The sequence below is a fragment of the Mesorhizobium sp. M0227 genome, assembly GCF_040321855.1.
GTDB lineage: Bacteria > Pseudomonadota > Alphaproteobacteria > Rhizobiales > Rhizobiaceae > Mesorhizobium.
Genome location: NZ_JAMYSJ010000014.1, coordinates 21,881 through 39,462, shown reverse-complemented (window position 1 = coordinate 39,462; position 17,582 = coordinate 21,881). Strand labels below are relative to the sequence as shown.

Sequence of the window (17,582 nt, the reverse complement as noted above, 5' to 3'; positions counted from 1 at the left end):
CCGAGCCTGTTCAGCCGGCAGATATCCCGCTCAAGCAAGGTCCACGGTGCTGTCAGGAGCCTCCCTGTCGGCTGGAACGTCGTGGATGAAACCGCGTTAAATCCTCGATCCCCGAAATTGGTGACGAGGTTGGCCATGGCCATTCGCAATTTTGCGCATACGCACGAAGGAGCAGGTGGCGACGCTCTTGCAATCCCCACCGTCGCCGCGATGATTGCGGTGCTGTTTGCCGGCAGCACGGTGCTGACGCCGCTCTATATCGTGTACAAGCAGCAATTCGGCTTTTCACAAATCACCCTGACGCTGATCTACGCCGTGTATGTCGTCGGCAATCTGGCGGCATTGGTGATGTTCGGCGGGGTGTCCGATGTCGTCGGGCGCCGGCCCGCGAGCCTGGCGGCGATGCTTGTCGCCATCGTCAGTGCGCTTGTCTTCCTGTTTGCCGGAAACGTCGTCTCGCTCGACGTCGCCCGCTTCCTGAGCGGGCTTGGCATCGGCGTCGGCGCGGGGACCGGAACTGCGTGGATTGCCGAGCTTCTTCCCGGCGCGGACAAGTCGCGCGCCAGTGTGATCGCCACCAGCACCAATTTCCTCGGCCTCGGCTTCGGCGCACTGATTTCGGGACTTCTGGCTGAATATGAGCCATGGCCGTTGCGGCTGATCTTCATCGTCTATCTGGCAGCACTTTTGGTGGTAACGATCCTGGTCTGGCGCACTCGCGAAACGGTGGCGAAGCCGGGCGGCCTGCGGCGGCTTTCCTTGCGGCCGCAACTTTCCGTCCCGGAGGAAATCCGTGCGCGCTTCGTCGCGCCGGCGGTGACCGGCTTCGGCGCGATGGCGCTGGTCGGGTTCTACGCCGCGTTGGCGCCGAGCATCCTGGCGCAGCAGCTGCATGTGACCAACCACGCCGTCGCCGGCGCGCTGTTCTTCGAACTGGCGATCGTCACCGCGATCAGCATTGTCGTTCTGATGCACATGAAGAGCAACAAAGCGATGCTGGCTGCGCTGGCATTGATGATCCCAAGCGTCTCGTTGGTGGTGGCGGCGCAGACACTGGCCTCGATGGCACTGATGGTTGCTGCGACGGCCTGTTGCGGCGTTGCGGCGGCGCTTGGTTACCGTGGCGGGCTGCAAGTGGTGAACGAGATCGCGCCAAAGGCTCGTCGCGCCGAAGTGGTGTCCAGCTTCTTCATCTGCTGCTTTGTCGGCAACGCCTTGCCCGTCATCGGCATCGGCATCGTTTCGACCTATGCCAGTCCTATCACTGCCAGCCTGGCATTCGCCGGCGTGATCGTGGCGTTTGCGTTGGTGGCACCGGCTTTTGAGCTGAAACAACACGGGCGTTGAGCCCTGGAGCTGTCCAGCGGAACCGGGTTGGCTTCAGCCGTTCGGTGTTTCAGGCGAAAGATGCGCGCGTCCGCGCGGCACGCCAAGACCGGTGTCCGGCGGCTCGCCGGCGGCCGGCCTGTTCTCGATCATGTGCGTGGTGCGCCAGCGGCCGAAACGGTAGTAGGCAGCGGCCAGTACAAGCGAGCTGATCGAACCCACCGGGAAACTCCACCACAGCGCTTCCTCGCCGATCACGCCACGCATGAAATAGGCAAAGCCGGTGCGCACGATCAGCACCGAAATGACCAGGATGATCAGCGGCGGCATCACGGCACCCGTGGCTCGTACGGTGGCAAACAGCACGATGGTTATGCCGAACAGGATGAACGACCACGAGGCGACATTGTTGATGTGGACGGCGATGTCGATCGCAGCACTATCGCTGCTCAGGAACAGGCTCAGCACCGAACGGTCGAAAACCGACAGCACGGCAACCAGCGCGCCGGTCAGGACCAGGTTGAAGCCGACGCCGGAGGCGGCGATGCGGCCGATCCGGTCCCAGCGCCCGGCGCCGACATTTTGTGCCGCCATCGAGGACACCGCGGCGCCGATGGCGAGCGCCGGCATCTGGATGTAGGTCCACAGTTGGGCGGCGATGCCGTAAGCGGCCGCGACCTGCGAGCCGTTGGAGTTGACCATGCCCATCACTGTCAATGCAGCCGCGGAGATGACGATCATCTGCAGACCCATCGGCACGCCCTTGAAGACGACGATGCGCAGCAAGGTGGGATCGGGCCGCAGCAGAGCGAGGTTGGCGCCGGCCAGCCGCAGCGGATGCTTGCGCACATAGAGCACGATCAGGATGGCGATCACGCTTACCGTCTGGCCGATCAGCGTCGACGTGGCGGAGCCGGCGATACCGAGTTCGGGAAACGGCCCGATGCCGGCGATGAGCAATGGGTTGAGCACGATGTCGAGGACGACGGCCAGCGCCATGAAGAAGAAGGGCGTGCGTGAATCGCCGGCACCGCGCAGCACGGTCATGACGAAGGACAGAAGGTTCATCATCGGCACGGCGACGAAGATGATGCGCAGATAGGAGCGCGCCAGCGGCAAGGCATCGGCCGGTGTGCCGAGCGTGTTGAGAATGGCGTCGACCCAGATCCAGCCGCAGACCGCGAAGACAACCGAGACGAGGAAGAAGAACGTCGCGCTGGTGCCGACGATGCGGCGCGCCTCGGGCAGGTCGCGGGCACCGACCGACTGGGCCACCAGGATGGTGGCCGCCATGCCGATGCCGAACACAGTGCCGAGGATCAGGAACAGGACGAGGTTGGCGTTGGAGGTGGCGGTCAGCGCCGATTCGCCGAGGAAACGGCCGACCCAGACGGCGTTGATCGAACCGTTGAGCGACTGCAGCACGTTGGAGCCGAGCACCGGCAGGGCGAACAGCAGAAGCGTGCGCGGGATCGGGCCGCTGGTCAGGTCGCCGGTGCCCCGGCGCGCGGGCATTTTTTCGTCCATGGCGGGCAGCTCGGCGGATGGTGATTTGGATCCAGTCCACGATGATATCGCAGGCGGGACCGAGATGCACCCTTGCGAACGCGCCGCACGGTTGAAAGGCCGCTGCCCCGTTCATGCCCAGCCGCGAGCCCCAGCGGACGCGCCAAGCGCGCCCGCCCGGGCAGTGGTGGTTACTTCTTGGCCAGACCCGGCAGCGTGACCTGATAGACCAGGAACATGGTGTCGACATTGGCGCCGTCTTCGGCCTTGTAGGGCGCGCCGACCTGAAAACCGTCCTGGGCGAGGAAGTCGTTGTCGTTGGCGACGAACAGGAAGTAGTCGTCGGGCAGCTTCGGATCCAGAACGCTGACCACTGACATCGCCTCCCACTTCTCGGACAGGTTATCCTGGTCGTTGGGCGCGCCATTGTGCAGGCCGAAGCGGCCGAGCTCGGCACTGTCGTTGATGTCGATGAATGGCGTCAGCTTGGCCGGTGTCACCGATGGGTCGACGACGCCCTTGGGGGCGACCGGCTTGTCAGCGGCGTCGAAGGCGCCGCCGGCGATGTCGGTCGCGGTGGATAGGTCGACGACGTTGACCTGGCGATAGAGCGAGGTGTGGCCCTTCAGCCCCTGGCCGTTGCCGCTGTCGCGCGCCAGCATCAGGAAGGTCTGATCCGACAGTGCCACGATCTCGCTCTGCGCGGCGACCTTGGTCTTGCCCTTGGCATCCTTGAACACCGGCAGCGGCACGACATACTCATGCGCCAGCTTGAGATGGCCGAGGTCGGATGCGTCGTAGACCAGGGCGCGGGTGTTCTGGCGCGTGGCGGGCGAATCGCCGCCGTCCTGCCGGGGCGCCGACTGCAGCACGGCGATCAGGAACTTGCCGTCTGGCGTCATTGCCATGCCTTCGAGGCCTTGGTTGTTCTGGCGGCCGGTTTCGGGATCCTTCGGATCGGGCTCGGCGGCACCGGGTCCCGGATTGTCCGAGGCGAAGTTCGGCGTGCCGTGGCGCATCGGCACGAGGGCGGCCGGTGGCTGGGTTGCCGACAGCAGATGCCCGTCGGCGGAAAACCGATAGATGTTCGGGCCGTATTCGTCGGAGATGAACATCGAACCGTCGGGCAGCCGCACGATCGCCTCGTTGTCGAGCGCCAGCTTGCCATTGTCGGCTTGCGGCAGGATCGGCATGTCGCCGCTTGCCGCGCGCACGCCGTTGAGCGGGTCGAGGCCGGTGGCATCAGCGCCCTTGTCGTCGGTGAGCAGCATGGTGTCGGCGAGCGTCGCCTTGACGCCCGTCTGCTCCTGGCCGGCAGCGGGTGCGGCACCCAATGCGGTCGGCATGAATTCTATGCCGATGGTGTTGAGGCGCGGCCGGTAGTCGGTGGTGCCGACGACATTGTAGCCGCGGTCGGGCAGCAGCCAGAGCGAACCCTTGTAACCATCGGCGCCGTGCGTCCAGCCTGATGTGTCGATCGCCATGCCGGAGCCCGAGCCGAAGGTCTCGCCGAACTTGTCGCGCTGAGCGGCCGGGATGCGGCCGACACCGACCAGCCCCTTGTTGACGAGGCCGCCGACGGTCGCGGTGCTGTCGGCGAGCGCCGGCGTCAAGGCGGTGAACAAGGCCAGCGCGACGCCGAGCGACGCGGTTCGGTACAGGTGTTTCATGGATAATCCTCTTTGTGACGGATGTGCCGCGAGGCGCGACATCGATGATGCCGCGCAGGCCTCCCCGAAACGCGGTCTACGGCGCGAACATGATGCTTACGTGACAGCGCGCGGTGCATGCCGGCGGTCGACGAAAAACGATGCGCGCGCGCGGCACTAGACACTTATGTCCAGTGAATATATGCTCCAGCCTTCGGACTAACCGTGGAGGGGAAGCCTTGAAGTCGCACTACCGCGCAGTCGTCATCGGAGGTGGCGTGGTTGGAGCCTCGGTGCTCTATCACCTGACGCGGTTCGGCTGGAGGGATGTGGCGCTGATCGAGCGCGCCGAACTGACGGCCGGTTCGACGTGGCACGCGGCGGCAGGCTTCCATTCGCTCAACGCGGATCCCAACGTGGCGGCGCTGCAGGACTACACCATCAATCTCTACCGGGAGATCGAGGCCGAATCCGGCTGGGATATCGGCCTGCACATGAAGGGCGGCGTCAACATCGCCAGCGATCCCGCGCGCTGGGAGTGGCTGAAATCGGCCTGGGCGGTGTTCCAGTCGGTCGGCATCGAGACCGCTAGGTTGGTAACGCCCGATGAGATCAAGACGATCTGCCCGATCGTCGACGTCACCGGTGTGCTTGGCGGGCTGCATGATTCCAACGAAGGCCATCTCGACCCGTACGGCACGACGCATGCCTATGCGGGTGCTGCGAAGAAGCGCGGCGCCGACATCATCCTGCGCAACCGGGTCGTCGAGTTGAAGCCGCGCGCCGACGGTCGCTGGGATGTCATCACGGAGCAGGGCACCATCATCGCCGAGCATGTCGTCAATGCCGGCGGGCTGTGGGCAAAGCAGCTCGGCCGCATGGCCGGCGTCGACCTGCCGGTGACGCCGATGGAGCACCATTATTTCATCACTGAGGACATTCCCGAGATCGCGGCGCTGGACAGGGAAATCGGCATCGCCGTCGATCTCGATGGCTTTTCGTATCTCCGGCAGGAGCGCAAGGGCGTGCTGCTGGGCGTTTACGAGCAGGCGCTGCAGGTGCGGCGCGCCGCCGGTCTCGTCGATATCTCGGCCTATTCGCGCTATGCGGTGGCGGGGCCAGGTGCGGAAGCCTGGCTCGACCGGCTGCTCGCCTGCAAGCTGCCGAAACCCGGACGGGCCGGCCTGGCGCCAATGCTCGGTCTTGACGGACGGCTGAAGGGCGACCTCACCGTCTTCAACTGGGGCGGCGGCAGCTATTGGCTGATGGGCTCCTACTATCTCCGGGAATTCCACATGCGCTGGTTCGAGAGCCATGCGGCTGAAGGCGTCACCGTCGCCGACCTGTCCGACACGATGAGCGGCTTTCTGCTGACCGGGCCGAACGCGCGCAAAATACTGGAGCGAACGACGCATCAGGATGTTTCCGGCGCAGCGCTGCCGTTCATGGCCTGCGGCGCATTTGATATCGGCATGGTGCAGGCACGTGTTGCGCGGCTGTCGATATCAGGCGAACTCGGCTTCGAAATCAGTTGCCCCGTGACCATGCATGCCACTCTGCGCGACACGCTGCTGGGCGCTGGCGAGGATCTCGGCTTGGCCGAAATCGGCTATTACGCGCTCAACGCATTGCGACTGGAAAAAAGCTTCGGCATCTGGTCGCGGGAATTCACGCAGGGCTATACCCCAGGCCAGACCGGTCTCGACCGCTTCATCGCTTTCGGCAAGGGTGACTTCACCGGTCGCGAAGCGGCGTTGAAGGAGCGCGACGCCGGTGCCTCGCAACGGATCGTGACGCTGGAGATCGACGCTATTGATGCCGATGCCAGCGGTTTCGAGCCAGTCTGGCATGACAGTCGGCGCGTCGGTTTCGTCACCTCGGGCGGATTTGGTTACACGATCGGCAAGAGCGTCGCACTGGCGTTGGTGGACGACGATTTTGCCGAGGAGGGGACGGCGCTTTCGGTGCACATTGTGGGCGTCGAGCGGCCGGCACGCGTCATCGCGGCCTCGCCCTACGATCCCGAGGGCAAGGCAATGCGGCAATGAGGAGGATTTCCGATGGTCGATGACGCGGCACGGGATGGCAGGCGCGAACGCCGGCGTGGACGCACGGGCGAGGCCGGCAGCGAAAGCAGCCGCCGGCCGAATTACCATTCGCTGAAGAACCCGTTCCTGCCGCAGCCGATCTTTTCGGACGATCAGGTGGCCGCGATTCACGACACCGCGCTGCGGGTGCTGGAAGAGCTCGGCATCAAGGTGCTGCTGCCGCAGGCGCGTGAGCTTTTCGCCAGCGCCGGCGCCCTGGTCGATCCGGACACCGACATGGTGCGCATCGGGCGCGACATGGTGACGGCGGCACTCGCCTCGGCGCCGAGATCGATCCACGCTCATGCCGGTTCGCGCGCCCGCGATCTGATGCTGGAGCTCGGCTCGATGACCTTCCTGGCCGGGTGCGGGGCGCCGAACGTCACCGATCTCGAGCGCGGCCGGCGGCCGGGAACACTGGCGGATTTCGAGGATCTCATGCGGCTGGTGCAGCATTTCGACGTGCTGCATATGCTGGGGCCCTGCATCGAACCGCAGGATGTCGACAACCGCTTTCGGCACTATGCCGTCAACCGCGCGCAGCTGACGCTGTCGGACAAGCTCCCGTTCGTCTTCGCGCGCGGCACGCCGCAAGTCGAGGACGGGTTCGAGATGCTTCGTCTGGCGCGCGGCCTGTCGCAGGACGAGTTTCTGGCAAATGCATATTGCTACACCGTCATCAACACCAACTCGCCGCGCCAGCTCGACATCCCGATGGCGCAAGGCATCATCGATTTCGCCCGCGCGGGCCAAATCTCCGTCATCACGCCGTTCTGCCTGGCAGGCGCCATGGCGCCGATCACGGTGGCCGGCGCGTTGACGCTGCAGCACGCCGAAGCGCTGGCCGGGCTGACGCTGGCGCAGATCGTGCGGCCGGGTGCGCCGGTCGTCTATGGCTCGTTCTCCTCCAATGTCGACATGAAATCCGGCGCGCCAGCCTTCGGTACGCCCGAGCATGTCAAGGCGACGCTGGGCGCCGGTCAGCTGGCGCGCTTCACCGGGCTGCCGTGGCGGTCCGGCGGCGGCAGTGCCGCAAACATCTCGGATGCGCAGGCCGCGCACGAAACGCAGTTCGCGCTGTGGGGTTCGGTGCTGGCTGGGGCGACGATGTGCATCCATGCCGCCGGCTGGCTGGAGGGCGGCCTCAGTGTCTCCTTCGAGAAGCTGATCACCGACATCGAGGCGCTGCAGACGGTGGCTGAACTTTGTGCCGCGACGCCCGGCGACACCGATACGATCGGCTTCGAGGCGATCGCCGAGGTGCAGCCGGGCGGCCACTTCTTCTCGGCCGGCCACACCATGGCGCGCTACCGCACCGCCTTCTACGAACCGCTGGTGGCCGACTGGTCGAATTTCGGCAACTGGACGCAGAGCGGCTCGAAGACGGCGAGCGAGCGCGCCACCGGTGTCTGGAGGCGGGTGCTTGCCGATTTCGCGCCGCCGGCAACGGCTGCCGCCACCGCCGGCGTGCTGGATGAGTTTATCGCGCGGCGCACGGCAGAGGGCGGAGCGGCGCCGGTGTCTTAAGGCCGCTCTCGCTGATCGCCCTGGTTGTGGCGCGATCCGGAGCCTACAGCGCCTCCCGCGCATTCAAGGTTGCGGCCGGTGCACTGCGGCACCGATGTGCTGTTTGAGGGGAGGACGACATCGGCGGTCCTGCTGCCACCATCAATCGCTGTCGCGTGCGACCAGCTCCAGCGGCCAGACCTCGCGGATGATCCGCGGCCCCTCCGGGCCGGCGAAGGCGGGAAGCGACGCCAGCAGCATTTCGGCGAGGCGTTGTCCCATTGGCTCCAGCGCCGGGCGGAAGGCGGTCAGCGCCGGGGAAAAATAGCGGCAGAGCGGCGTGTCGACGATGACGGTCACCGCCATGTCTTGACCCGGCCTGATGCCCATCTCGGCCAGCGCCTTGCAGCCGCCCAGCGCCATTGCATCATTGTTGAAGATGATGGCGGTCGGCGGGGCCTTGGAGCGCATCACCTGAGGCGTCACCTCGTAGCCGCCGGCCTCGTTGATGAAGCCGGAGGCGATCAGCTCGGGGTCGATCTCGATGCCGTGCCGCTTCAGGGCCTTGCGGTAGCCGGCCAGGAACAAATAGCCGAAGTTGAGGTCGAGCGACGGACGGACGGCGGCGATGCGGCGGTGGCCGCGCGCCACCAGGCGGTCGACGGCGTCGGCGCCGGCCTTCTCGAAATCGAGGTCGAGGGAAGGATAGGACTTGGCCCCGGAGCGACTGCGGCCGAGCGTGGCGAAGGGAAAGCCGGCTTGCGTGAGATAGTCGATGCGCTCGTCCTCGCGCCGCGTCCAGGCCAGCAGCACCGCGTCGGCGCGGCGCGTTTCGACGACACGGCGCAGGCGCTCCTGCTGGTAGTCGCCCGGCGCCCCCATGACCACGGTCAGGTCGAGCCCGCTTTCGGCAAGCCTGGCCTGCAGCCCGATCAGGAATGGAATGAAGAACGGCTCGCCATATTGCTGGTCACCGGGATGCGGCTGCAGCATGAACGCGATCGAATGGGTGGCGCCTTGCCTCAGGCTGCGGCCGGACTGGTTCGGCGAATAGTTGAGCGTCCTGGCCGCCTCGAGCACGCGCTGGCGCGTGTCGGCATTTACATCGGCGCGGCCGTTCAGCGCTCGCGACACCGTGCCGATCGATATGTTCAAGTGACGGGCAAGGTCGTGAATGCTGGACGCCAAGAGACTGTTCTCCCCCTTGCTTGGCTAGCACCGGTAGCCGCTCAGGCCAAGGCGGCAAGACGAATTTCGCCAAGGGCCAATTGACATTCTACGCCTCCGGGTGTGTTCTCGTAAACGTTTACGGAAAAACGTTTACGGTCCTGCCGTAGATGCCGTGACGATCGGCCTGGAGGGACCGAGCGGAGGAGGAGCGCTGGATGATCGATGTCGTCCTGGTCGGCTGCGGAGCGATGAGCAAGGCCTGGCTCGATGCCATCAGGCAGATCCACGGGCTCACCCTTGTCGGCCTCGTGGATCTCGATGCCGACAGGGCACGGGCGAGGGCGCGCGAATACGACCTCACCAATGCTGTCATCGGCAGCAATCTCGACGCCGTGCTCGACCAGACCAAACCGCAAGCGGTGTTCGACGTGGTGGTTCCAGCCGCCCGGCGCGAAGTCGCTTTTTCCGCTTTTGCCCACAATTGCCATCTGCTGACGGAAAAGCCGCTCGCCGACAGTCCGGAAAATGCGCGCGCCATCGTCGAGGCCGCGCGCCGCGCCGGGCGCATTCACGCCGTCGTGCAGAACCGCCGCTATGTCGCCAATGTCAGGCGCATCCGCAGATTCCTGGATTCCGGCGCCATTGGTACGCCGACCAGCATCCACGCCGACTTCTTCGTCGCGCCGCATTTCGGCGGCTTTCGCGAGGAGATGGCGCATGTGCTGCTGCTCGACATGGCGATCCACACCTTCGACGCCGCCCGCTACATGGTCGCCGGCGAGCCGGCCAATGTCCATTGCCAGGAATGGGAGCCGGCCAATTCCTGGTACCGGCAGGGATCGTCGGCCAGCGCCGTCTTCGATCTCGGCCGCGGCAAGGTCTTCACCTATGCCGGCAGCTGGTGCGCCGCCGGCTTCCGCACCAGCTGGGAAGGCAGCTGGCGCATCGTCGCCGAGCGCGGCAGCCTCATCTGGGACGGTCATGACGAGCTGAGGGCAGAAGCAGTGATGCCGGGCCGCGACGGAATGTTCGACAAAACCCAGCCGATCACGGTGCCGCCGCTTGATGCGTCCGATCGCGTCGGCGGCCATCTCGGCATTCTCCAGGATTTCGTGCACGCCATCGAGACCGGCACCGAGCCGGAAACGCGCGGCGCCGACAACATCAAGAGCCTGGCCATGGTTTTTGGCGCCATCGAAAGCGCCGATACCGGCCGCCGCGTGGCGATCGCAGAGGACGCACAATGACGCCGAACCCGCTTCTCGACATCCGGATCGGCACCATGGTGCGGGCCAATCTCGACGACCCGGCGGCTTACGTCAAACAGATCCTGCCGCTCGGCTTCGAGAGCATCCAACCCTTCTTCTGGCAGACGCTTGGCGGCAAGGACCTGCCGCTTCTCGCCGGCCAGATCCGCGAGGCGATCGGCGATGCCGACGTCACCGTGTCCTCGCTGGGCGTGTTCGGCAATCCGCTGGAAGACGGCGAGGTCGACCGCGGCGTGCTCAAGGCCTGGGAGACGGTGATCGACAATGCGCATCTGTTCGGCACCTCGATGGTCAGCGGCTTCACCGGCCGCCTGCGCGGCAAGAAGCTGACGGACAGCCTGCCGCGCTTCAAGGAGGTCTGGGGACCGTTGGCCAGGCGTGCCGCCGACAAGGGCGTGCGCATCGCGTTCGAGAACTGCGCCATGGACGGCAACTGGGCCGCCGGCGACTGGAACATTGCCCACAATCCGGACGCCTGGGAGCTGATGTTCAACGAAGTGCCCGACGACAATCTCGGACTGGAATGGGAGCCCTGCCACCAGCTCGTCTATCTGATCGACCCGATGCCGCAGATCCGCAAATGGGCGCCGCGCATCTTCCACGTCCACGGCAAGGACGCGACGGTGCGTTGGGACGTGATCCGCGAGCATGGCGTGTTCGGCCGACTGCCCTTCGTGCAGATGCGCACGCCCGGTTTCGGCGACAGCGACTGGACGCGGGTGATCAGCGAATTGCGACTGGCCGGCTACAAGGGCGCCATCGACATCGAAGGCTGGCACGACCCGGTCTATCGCGGCGACCTCGAGATCACCGGCCAGGTGCGGGCGCTGGAATATCTCAAGCAATGCCGGGGAGGGGCCAGCTACCTGCCGAACCCGATGTGAGGATCGGCCGGCGGGAGGAGCCGGCCGGGATGTCTGCAACGCACATTGACGAAGCGAATGTCGAAACCCCTCGCTTGCGAGGACAAAAAGGGAGGATAAGTGCATGAGCATGACGATGAGAAGGACAGTTCTGCGCTCGACCGTCGTGGCCGCCGCCACGGTGCTTGCCGCCGCGATCTCCACCTTGCCTGCGCAGGCGCTCGACGCCAAATGGTGCAAGGACGTCCACATCCGCTTCTTCGTCGGCGGCGCCGAGGGCGACGCTTTCGGCACCATCGTCTACAATGGCGCCAAGCAGGCAGAGGCCGATCTCGGGCCGAAGGTCGACTACATCTTCTCCCAGTGGGACATCGAAAAGATGGTGCAGCAACTGCGCGAGGCCGTCGCGGTCAAGCCCAACGGCATCGCCATGATGGGCCATCCGGGCGACGCGTCGATCATGCCGCTCGCCGAACAGGCGCACAAGGACGGCATCAAGATGATGTATCAGAACGTGCCGGTGCCGAAGGTGATGGCGGCATTCGGCGGCGGCTATATCGGCGCCCAGCAGGAACAGCAGGGCCGCGCGCTCGGCGCCGAGGCGTTCAAGCTGGGCAAGCTGAAGGCCGGTGACAAGGCGATCATGATCGGCCCGTTCGAAAACGAAAGTCGCGGCGCGCGCGAGCGCGGCACGGTGGCAGCGCTCAAGGAAGCCGGCGTCGAGGTCATCCAGTTGTCCTCACCGCCGAGCGGCGAATGGGCGTCCGATCCCAATCTGGCCATTCCGGTGATCACCGCGGCGCTGCTCAACAATCCCGACGTCAAGGCGGTCGGCTATCCCGGCGGGCAGATGCTCGGCAATGTCTCGACCTACATGCAGGCGGCCGGACGCAAGGCGGGCGAGATCTTCAACTTCGGCTTCGACACCAGCCCGCAGATCGTCGAGGGCTTCAAGGGCGGCTGGGTGCAATTGACCGCCGACCAGCAGCCGTTCCTGCAGGGCTACCTGCCGATCCTCAGCCTCTGCCAGCAGGTGGTGCTGGGGCTGGCGCCGATGAATGTCGACACCGGCGCCGGCTTCGTCACGCCCGAAAATTACGAGATCGTCGCTGAGCTCGCCAAGCAGGCGCTGCGCTGACCTCCCAAGCCGCCGGCCGGGATCTCAGGCCCCGGCCGGCGGGACCGCTGGCGACGAAGCCGGCACGAGACAATCAAAGCGAGGATCCGATGGCAGAACGCCTCATCGAACTGCGCGACATCAGCAAATCCTATGGCCAGGTCTATGCACTGGGCGGGGTCAATCTCAGCGTCGACCGCGGCGAGGTCGTCGGCCTGCTCGGCGACAATGGCGCCGGCAAGTCGACACTGATCAAGATCCTGTCCGGCGTGGTCAAGCCGACCAGCGGCGAAATCCTCGTGCGCGGCAAGCCGGTCACCGCATGGAGCGCCGCGCGTTCCCGCGAGGCCGGCATCGAGACGGTGTTCCAGGACCGGGCGCTGGCCGTGCAGCAGACCATCGTTCGCAACATCTTCATGGGCCGCGAGCTGACCGGCTTCATGGGCTTTCTCAGGGTCAACAAGGAGATCGAGGAGGCGAGCCGTTTGATGCGCGAGATCGGCTTCACCTCGAAAGTGTTCACGCCGCAGTCGATCGTCGGCCAGCTGTCCGGCGGCGAGCGCCAGGGCGTGGCGATCGCCCGCGCCATCTACAAGCAGGCGGAGTTGATCGTCCTCGACGAACCGACGACGGCCTTGTCGCTGACCGAAACCGCCAAGGTGTTCCATTTCGTGCGCCAGGTGCGGGCGAGCGGCCGCTCGATCCTGTTCATCGGCCACAACATCCATCATGTCTTCGACATCGCCGACCGCTTCGTCGTGCTCGACCGCGGCAAGGTCGCACTGACGACCGACCGCAGCGAGGTCAAGTCGGCCGAAGATCTCATCAACTTCATGGAAGAGGTCGCGCATCCCGGCGGATTGGCCGGGCTGCACGATGCCGGCGACGCGGAGCAGAGAGCACGATGAGCAAGACCATGGAGCCCGATCTGCACGAGCCGTCCGCCGGCATTCCTCGCCCCAGTGCCCAGAAAGAGTGGAAACACCCATCCGATCACTGGATGCGCGGCTTCATCCTCGACAACCGTGCCGCGCTCGGCACGCTCGCCGTGTTCATCGTCATGATGGCGGTGTTCATGATCGCGAACCCGACCGTCTTCACCACCTGGTATCTCTACCGCTCGGTGCTGACGACGCTGCCGGTGGCGCTGTTCGTGGTGGTGCCGCTGGTGTTCGTCGTCACCTGCGGCGAGATCGACCTGTCGTTTCCGGCGACGATGGGTTTTGCCTCATGGGTCTTCGCGCTGGTCGTGCAGGCCGGCTACGATCCGTTTCTCGGCATCGCCGCGGCGCTCGTCACCGGCATGCTGCTCGGCTTCCTGGTAGGCTCGCTGGTCGTCTATGGCGGACTGTCATCGCTGATCGCCACGCTCGGCATGAATTTCCTGCTGCGCGGCCTGATCCAGATCATCAACGAAGGCAAGTCGATGGCGCTGACCAGCCTCAGCGACAGCTGGGCCTACACGATCTTCTCAAGCCAGCTCCTGGGCATTCCGGTGCAGATCTTCTGGGCCATCGGCTTCGTCGTACTGTCGGCGATGCTCTATAACAGGCATCGCTTCGGCGCGCAGGTGAGGGTGGTGGGCGACAATCCCGACAGCGCCCAGCAAATGGGCATCGACGTCAAGCGCGTGCGGGTGAAAGTGTTCGTCTTCGTCGGCATCGGTGCGGCGCTCGCCGGCACCTTCTCGGTGATGATCAACTTCACCTGGTGGCCGACCGCCGGCGATGGCTATCTCTTGCCGGTGCTGGCCTCGGTGTTCGTCGGCGGCACGCCGACCTGGGGCGGCATCGGCACCGTGGTCGGCGGCGCCATCGGCGCCGTCACCGTGTCGTTCATCCAGACCGGCGTCGTCGCGGCGGGCCTCAGCGGTTTCTACGTCCAGTTCTTCAACGGCCTGATCATCATCCTGTCGCTGCTCGGGCATAAGTGGAACCAGGCAAGGTATCGGTGAGGGCTGTTTCGTTGGCGAACCGCATGCCTTGACGATTGGCGGACACATCAATCACTTCGTCATCCACGGGCGAAGCAGGAGCGCAGCTCCGTCGCGAAGACCCGAGGATCCATGCCGCGACCTTCGCCCAGGAATGCAGCGGAGCAGAATTCTGCACCGTGGTGACGCGTTTGAGTCCCGGCATGGATCCTCGGGTCTGCGCCGCGTCGCTACGCTCCTGCTCCGCCCGTGGATGACGAAGGTGGGGCTTCCGCCAGAGAATGGTCGCTTGTAGGGCAAGCGGGCGCTCACACCGCCGCGACGAACCCGTCCAGCACGCGCTTCTGGCCGGCCTTGTCGAAGTCGATGGTCAGCTTGTTGCCTTCGATCGCGGAAATGTTGCCGTTGCCGAATTTCTGGTGGAAGACGCGGTCGCCGACATTGAAGGGCGATGGCGTGTCGGCCACGGATTTGGCGACCAGTTCGCCGTCGATGGTGCGGCCTTTGACCGAGGTGCGGCCGGCGCCGTAGCCGGAATCGGTCTCGCCATAGCCGATGCGCTCGACCTGGTGGCCGGAGCGCGAGCCCCAGTTGCGGTCGGTGGCTTCGGTGCGGTTGGCCTGCGCGCGCTGCCAGCCCGGCGTCGCATAGGTGTTGGAGAAGGCGCCGGATTTTTCGGTGTCGGCGCCGACATTGTCGAAGCGCGAGGCGCCATAGGGGTTCTGCCGTCCTGCGCCCTGGCCGCCGCGGCCGGAGGCAAAAGAACCGCCGCCGTAGGAGTTGCCGTAGCCGCCATAGGAGTTGCCGCTTTCGGCGACCTCGACATGGGCTTCCGGCAGTTCGTCGAGAAAGCGCGACGGGATGGTCGACTGCCACAGGCCGTGGATGCGGCGGTTGGAGACGAACCACAGATGCAGGTTCTTCTTGGCGCGAGTCAGGCCGACATAGGCAAGCCGGCGCTCTTCCTCCAGCCCGGAGCGGCCGCCTTCGTCCAGCGCTCGCTGGTGCGGGAACAGACCTTCTTCCCAGCCGGGCAGGAAGACGGTCTCGAATTCGAGGCCCTTGGCCGAATGCAGCGTCATGATCGAGACGGCGTCGAGCCCGGCGTTCTGCTCAGCGTCCATGACCAGTGCGACATGCTCGAGGAAGGAGCGCAGCGATTCATACTCCTCCATCGAGCGGATCAGCTCTTTCAGGTTCTCCAGCCGGCCGGGGGCTTCAACCGAGCGGTCGTTCTTCCACATGTCGGTGTAGCCGCTCTCTTCGAGAATGGTCTCGGCGAGTTCGGTGTGCGGCGTGGTTTCCAGCGCCTTCTGCCAGCGTTCGAAATTGGCCGCGACTTCGCGCAAGGCGGCGCGCGGCTTCGGCTTCAACTCGTCGCTTTCGGCGAGCTTGGCGGCGGCTTCCAGCATTGGGATGCGCAGCGCGCGGGCCGTGTCGTGGATCTGGCGGATGGTGGCTTCACCAAGGCCGCGCTTGGGCACATTGACGATGCGCTCGAAGGCGAGGTCGTCGGCGCCTTGCGCCACCACGCGGAAGAAGGCCAGCGCATCGCGGATCTCCATGCGCTCGTAGAAACGCGGGCCGCCGATGACGCGGTAGTTGAGACCGAGCGTGACGAAACGATCCTCGAATTCGCGCATCTGGAAGGACGCGCGGACCAGGATCGCCATGTCGTTGAGATTGTGCTTTTGCCGCTGGTAGGTCTCGATGGTCTCGCCGACGGCGCGCGCTTCTTCCTCGGAATCCCAGGCGGCGTGGACATGCACCTTGCCGTCCTCCGGCTCGTTGCGGTCGGTGAACAGCGTCTTGCCGAAGCGGCCCTCATTGTGGGCTATGAGGTGGGAGGCGGCCCCCAGTATGTGCGCGGTCGAGCGGTAGTTGCGCTCCAGCCGGATGATGGTGGCGCCGGGAAAATCCTTGTCGAAGCGCAGGATGTTGTCGACCTCGGCGCCGCGCCAGCCATAGATGGATTGGTCGTCATCGCCGACGCAGCATATATTCACGCTCACGGGCTGTTCCGCGCCTGCCGGCGCGGGCCCTCCGCGGGGGCCTCGCAACGGCTCGGACGGACGGTCGTCCTTGCGGCCTTCGGCCGATTGGAGATTAGTCGCCGAAGGCTTGCGCCCGGCATCCGGCCTTTGCGCCAGGAGCCGCAGCCACATGTACTGGGCGGTGTTGGTGTCCTGGTACTCGTCGACGAGGATGTATTTGAAGCGCTTATGGTATTCCTTGAGCACGTCCGGATTGGCGCGGAAGATGCGGATCGGGTGGCAGAGCAGGTCGCCGAAATCGCATGCGTTCAGCGTCTTCAGCCGCTCCTGATAGGCCTTGTAGAGCTCGCGGCCCTTGCCGTTGGCGAAGGCGCGCGCATCGCCCTCGGCGATGTCGGCCGGGCCTTGCCCCTTGTTCTTCCAGCCGTCGATCATCTGGGCGAACTGCTTGGCCGGCCAGCGCTTGTCGTCCAGACCTTCGGCCTGGATCAGCTGCTTGATCAGCCGCACGACGTCGTCGGTGTCGAGGATGGTGAAATCGGAGCGCAAACCGGCGAGTTCAGCATGGCGGCGAAGCAGCTTCACTCCAATCGAGTGGAAGGTGCCGAGCCATGGCATGCCCTCGACATTGCCTTCGCCGATCAGCACGCCGATGCGGATCTTCATCTCGCGCGCGGCCTTGTTGGTAAAGGTCACCGCGAGGATCTGCGACGGGAACGCCTTGCCGGTGGCGAGGATGTGAGCGATGCGCGTGGTGAGCACGCGGGTCTTGCCGGTGCCGGCTCCGGCCAGCACCAGAACCGGGCCTTCGGTGGTTTCCACCGCCAGCCGTTGCTCGGGGTTCAGCCCCTTGAGATAGTCGGGCGCGTTGTTGTGGCCGCTGCGGGCAGCCATGGCGCGCGCGGCGATGCCCGACGGGGCCGTGGGCCGCGCATTGGGTTCGTCGAAAAAGGGCATGTCTTCGGAAAAGCCGGACATTGCCCCGAATGTAGTGATTCGGTGGGGAAAGACCAGAACTGTCTACGTTTTGTTCCGCTAAAGTGCCCGATTGCTGCCCCGCGCTCCCACTGCGGTCGATGTTATTCCAATTGCGATGGACCATTACCGCCTGCGCTTGAGGCCCGTGCTTGACAGGCGGGACCGTCAGGAGAAAGTTGTGCTTC

12 protein-coding genes are annotated in these 17,582 nt (G+C 65.3%); 8 read left to right on the top strand and 4 right to left on the bottom strand.

What is annotated here, in order from left to right; all coding sequences use genetic code 11:
• The first annotated feature begins 135 nt into the window (after window positions 1–135).
• Window positions 136–1,347 carry an MFS transporter gene (locus NKJ00_RS19770; protein WP_352630868.1) on the top strand — a complete coding sequence of 404 codons (1,212 nt, stop codon included), beginning with the start codon at window positions 136–138 and terminating at the stop codon, window positions 1,345–1,347.
• Window positions 1,348–1,380: 33 nt separating this feature from the next.
• Here NKJ00_RS19770 and NKJ00_RS19765 read toward each other — a convergent pair whose 3' ends face one another.
• Together NKJ00_RS19765 and NKJ00_RS19760 are read right to left on the bottom strand one after the other, a co-directional pair.
• Window positions 1,381–2,853: an MATE family efflux transporter gene (locus NKJ00_RS19765; RefSeq protein ID WP_128303511.1), complete on the bottom strand. Its 1,473-nt coding sequence runs from the start codon at window positions 2,851–2,853 to the stop codon at window positions 1,381–1,383.
• A 170-nt stretch (window positions 2,854–3,023) separates the two neighbouring features.
• A complete protein-coding gene (locus NKJ00_RS19760; RefSeq protein ID WP_128303512.1) occupies window positions 3,024–4,502 on the bottom strand; it encodes an esterase-like activity of phytase family protein in 1,479 nt (492 codons plus the stop codon).
• A 218-nt stretch (window positions 4,503–4,720) separates the two neighbouring features.
• Between NKJ00_RS19760 and NKJ00_RS19755 the strand changes: the two genes are divergently transcribed.
• Window positions 4,721–6,529: an FAD-dependent oxidoreductase gene (locus NKJ00_RS19755; protein WP_352630866.1), complete on the top strand. Its 1,809-nt coding sequence runs from the start codon at window positions 4,721–4,723 to the stop codon at window positions 6,527–6,529.
• 12 nt (window positions 6,530–6,541) lie between these two features.
• Complete coding sequence (locus NKJ00_RS19750; protein ID WP_352611252.1) at window positions 6,542–8,095, top strand: trimethylamine methyltransferase family protein; 1,554 nt, start codon at window positions 6,542–6,544, stop codon at window positions 8,093–8,095.
• 141 nt (window positions 8,096–8,236) lie between these two features.
• Here NKJ00_RS19750 and NKJ00_RS19745 read toward each other — a convergent pair whose 3' ends face one another.
• Window positions 8,237–9,262, bottom strand: a complete 1,026-nt coding sequence (locus tag NKJ00_RS19745; RefSeq protein ID WP_128303515.1) for a LacI family DNA-binding transcriptional regulator — start codon at window positions 9,260–9,262, stop codon at window positions 8,237–8,239.
• A 197-nt stretch (window positions 9,263–9,459) separates the two neighbouring features.
• Here NKJ00_RS19745 and NKJ00_RS19740 point away from each other — a divergent pair, with 197 nt between their 5' ends.
• The 5 genes from NKJ00_RS19740 to NKJ00_RS19720 all read left to right on the top strand — a co-directional run bounded on the left by NKJ00_RS19740 (window position 9,460) and on the right by NKJ00_RS19720 (window position 14,446).
• Window positions 9,460–10,491, top strand: coding sequence for a Gfo/Idh/MocA family protein (locus tag NKJ00_RS19740; RefSeq protein ID WP_352611250.1), 1,032 nt, complete (start codon window positions 9,460–9,462; stop codon window positions 10,489–10,491).
• The gene (locus NKJ00_RS19735; protein ID WP_352630863.1) at window positions 10,488–11,396 is read left to right on the top strand and encodes a sugar phosphate isomerase/epimerase family protein; all 909 of its coding nucleotides are present in this window, start codon (window positions 10,488–10,490) and stop codon (window positions 11,394–11,396) included. The genes NKJ00_RS19740 and NKJ00_RS19735 overlap by 4 nt, the downstream gene beginning before the upstream one ends.
• A 103-nt stretch (window positions 11,397–11,499) precedes the next feature.
• Window positions 11,500–12,513, top strand: coding sequence for a substrate-binding domain-containing protein (locus tag NKJ00_RS19730; protein ID WP_352611246.1), 1,014 nt, complete (start codon window positions 11,500–11,502; stop codon window positions 12,511–12,513).
• 89 nt (window positions 12,514–12,602) lie between these two features.
• Window positions 12,603–13,400 carry an ATP-binding cassette domain-containing protein gene (locus NKJ00_RS19725; RefSeq protein ID WP_352611244.1) on the top strand — a complete coding sequence of 266 codons (798 nt, stop codon included), beginning with the start codon at window positions 12,603–12,605 and terminating at the stop codon, window positions 13,398–13,400.
• Window positions 13,397–14,446, top strand: coding sequence for an ABC transporter permease (locus tag NKJ00_RS19720; RefSeq protein ID WP_127293063.1), 1,050 nt, complete (start codon window positions 13,397–13,399; stop codon window positions 14,444–14,446). The genes NKJ00_RS19725 and NKJ00_RS19720 overlap by 4 nt, the downstream gene beginning before the upstream one ends.
• Before the next feature lie 287 nt (window positions 14,447–14,733).
• On the opposite strand, the gene NKJ00_RS19715 is transcribed toward NKJ00_RS19720, so the two are convergent.
• The gene (locus NKJ00_RS19715; RefSeq protein WP_352611242.1) at window positions 14,734–17,397 is read right to left on the bottom strand and encodes an ATP-dependent helicase; all 2,664 of its coding nucleotides are present in this window, start codon (window positions 17,395–17,397) and stop codon (window positions 14,734–14,736) included.
• Window positions 17,398–17,582: the final 185 nt, after the last annotated feature.

Excerpts from the sequence above, each read along its gene's own strand:
- NKJ00_RS19715 (WP_352611242.1), bottom strand. The coding sequence starts at position 17,397 with ATGTCCGGCTTTTCCGAAGACATGCCCTTTTTCGACGAACCCAATGCG.
- NKJ00_RS19725 (WP_352611244.1), top strand. The coding sequence starts at position 12,603 with ATGGCAGAACGCCTCATCGAACTGCGCGACATCAGCAAATCCTATGGC.
- NKJ00_RS19730 (WP_352611246.1), top strand. The coding sequence starts at position 11,500 with ATGAGCATGACGATGAGAAGGACAGTTCTGCGCTCGACCGTCGTGGCC.
- NKJ00_RS19770 (WP_352630868.1), top strand. The coding sequence starts at position 136 with ATGGCCATTCGCAATTTTGCGCATACGCACGAAGGAGCAGGTGGCGAC.
- NKJ00_RS19720 (WP_127293063.1), top strand. The coding sequence starts at position 13,397 with ATGAGCAAGACCATGGAGCCCGATCTGCACGAGCCGTCCGCCGGCATT.
- NKJ00_RS19740 (WP_352611250.1), top strand. The coding sequence starts at position 9,460 with ATGATCGATGTCGTCCTGGTCGGCTGCGGAGCGATGAGCAAGGCCTGG.
- NKJ00_RS19760 (WP_128303512.1), bottom strand. The coding sequence starts at position 4,502 with ATGAAACACCTGTACCGAACCGCGTCGCTCGGCGTCGCGCTGGCCTTG.
- NKJ00_RS19750 (WP_352611252.1), top strand. The coding sequence starts at position 6,542 with ATGGTCGATGACGCGGCACGGGATGGCAGGCGCGAACGCCGGCGTGGA.
- NKJ00_RS19765 (WP_128303511.1), bottom strand. The coding sequence starts at position 2,853 with ATGGACGAAAAAATGCCCGCGCGCCGGGGCACCGGCGACCTGACCAGC.
- NKJ00_RS19735 (WP_352630863.1), top strand. The coding sequence starts at position 10,488 with ATGACGCCGAACCCGCTTCTCGACATCCGGATCGGCACCATGGTGCGG.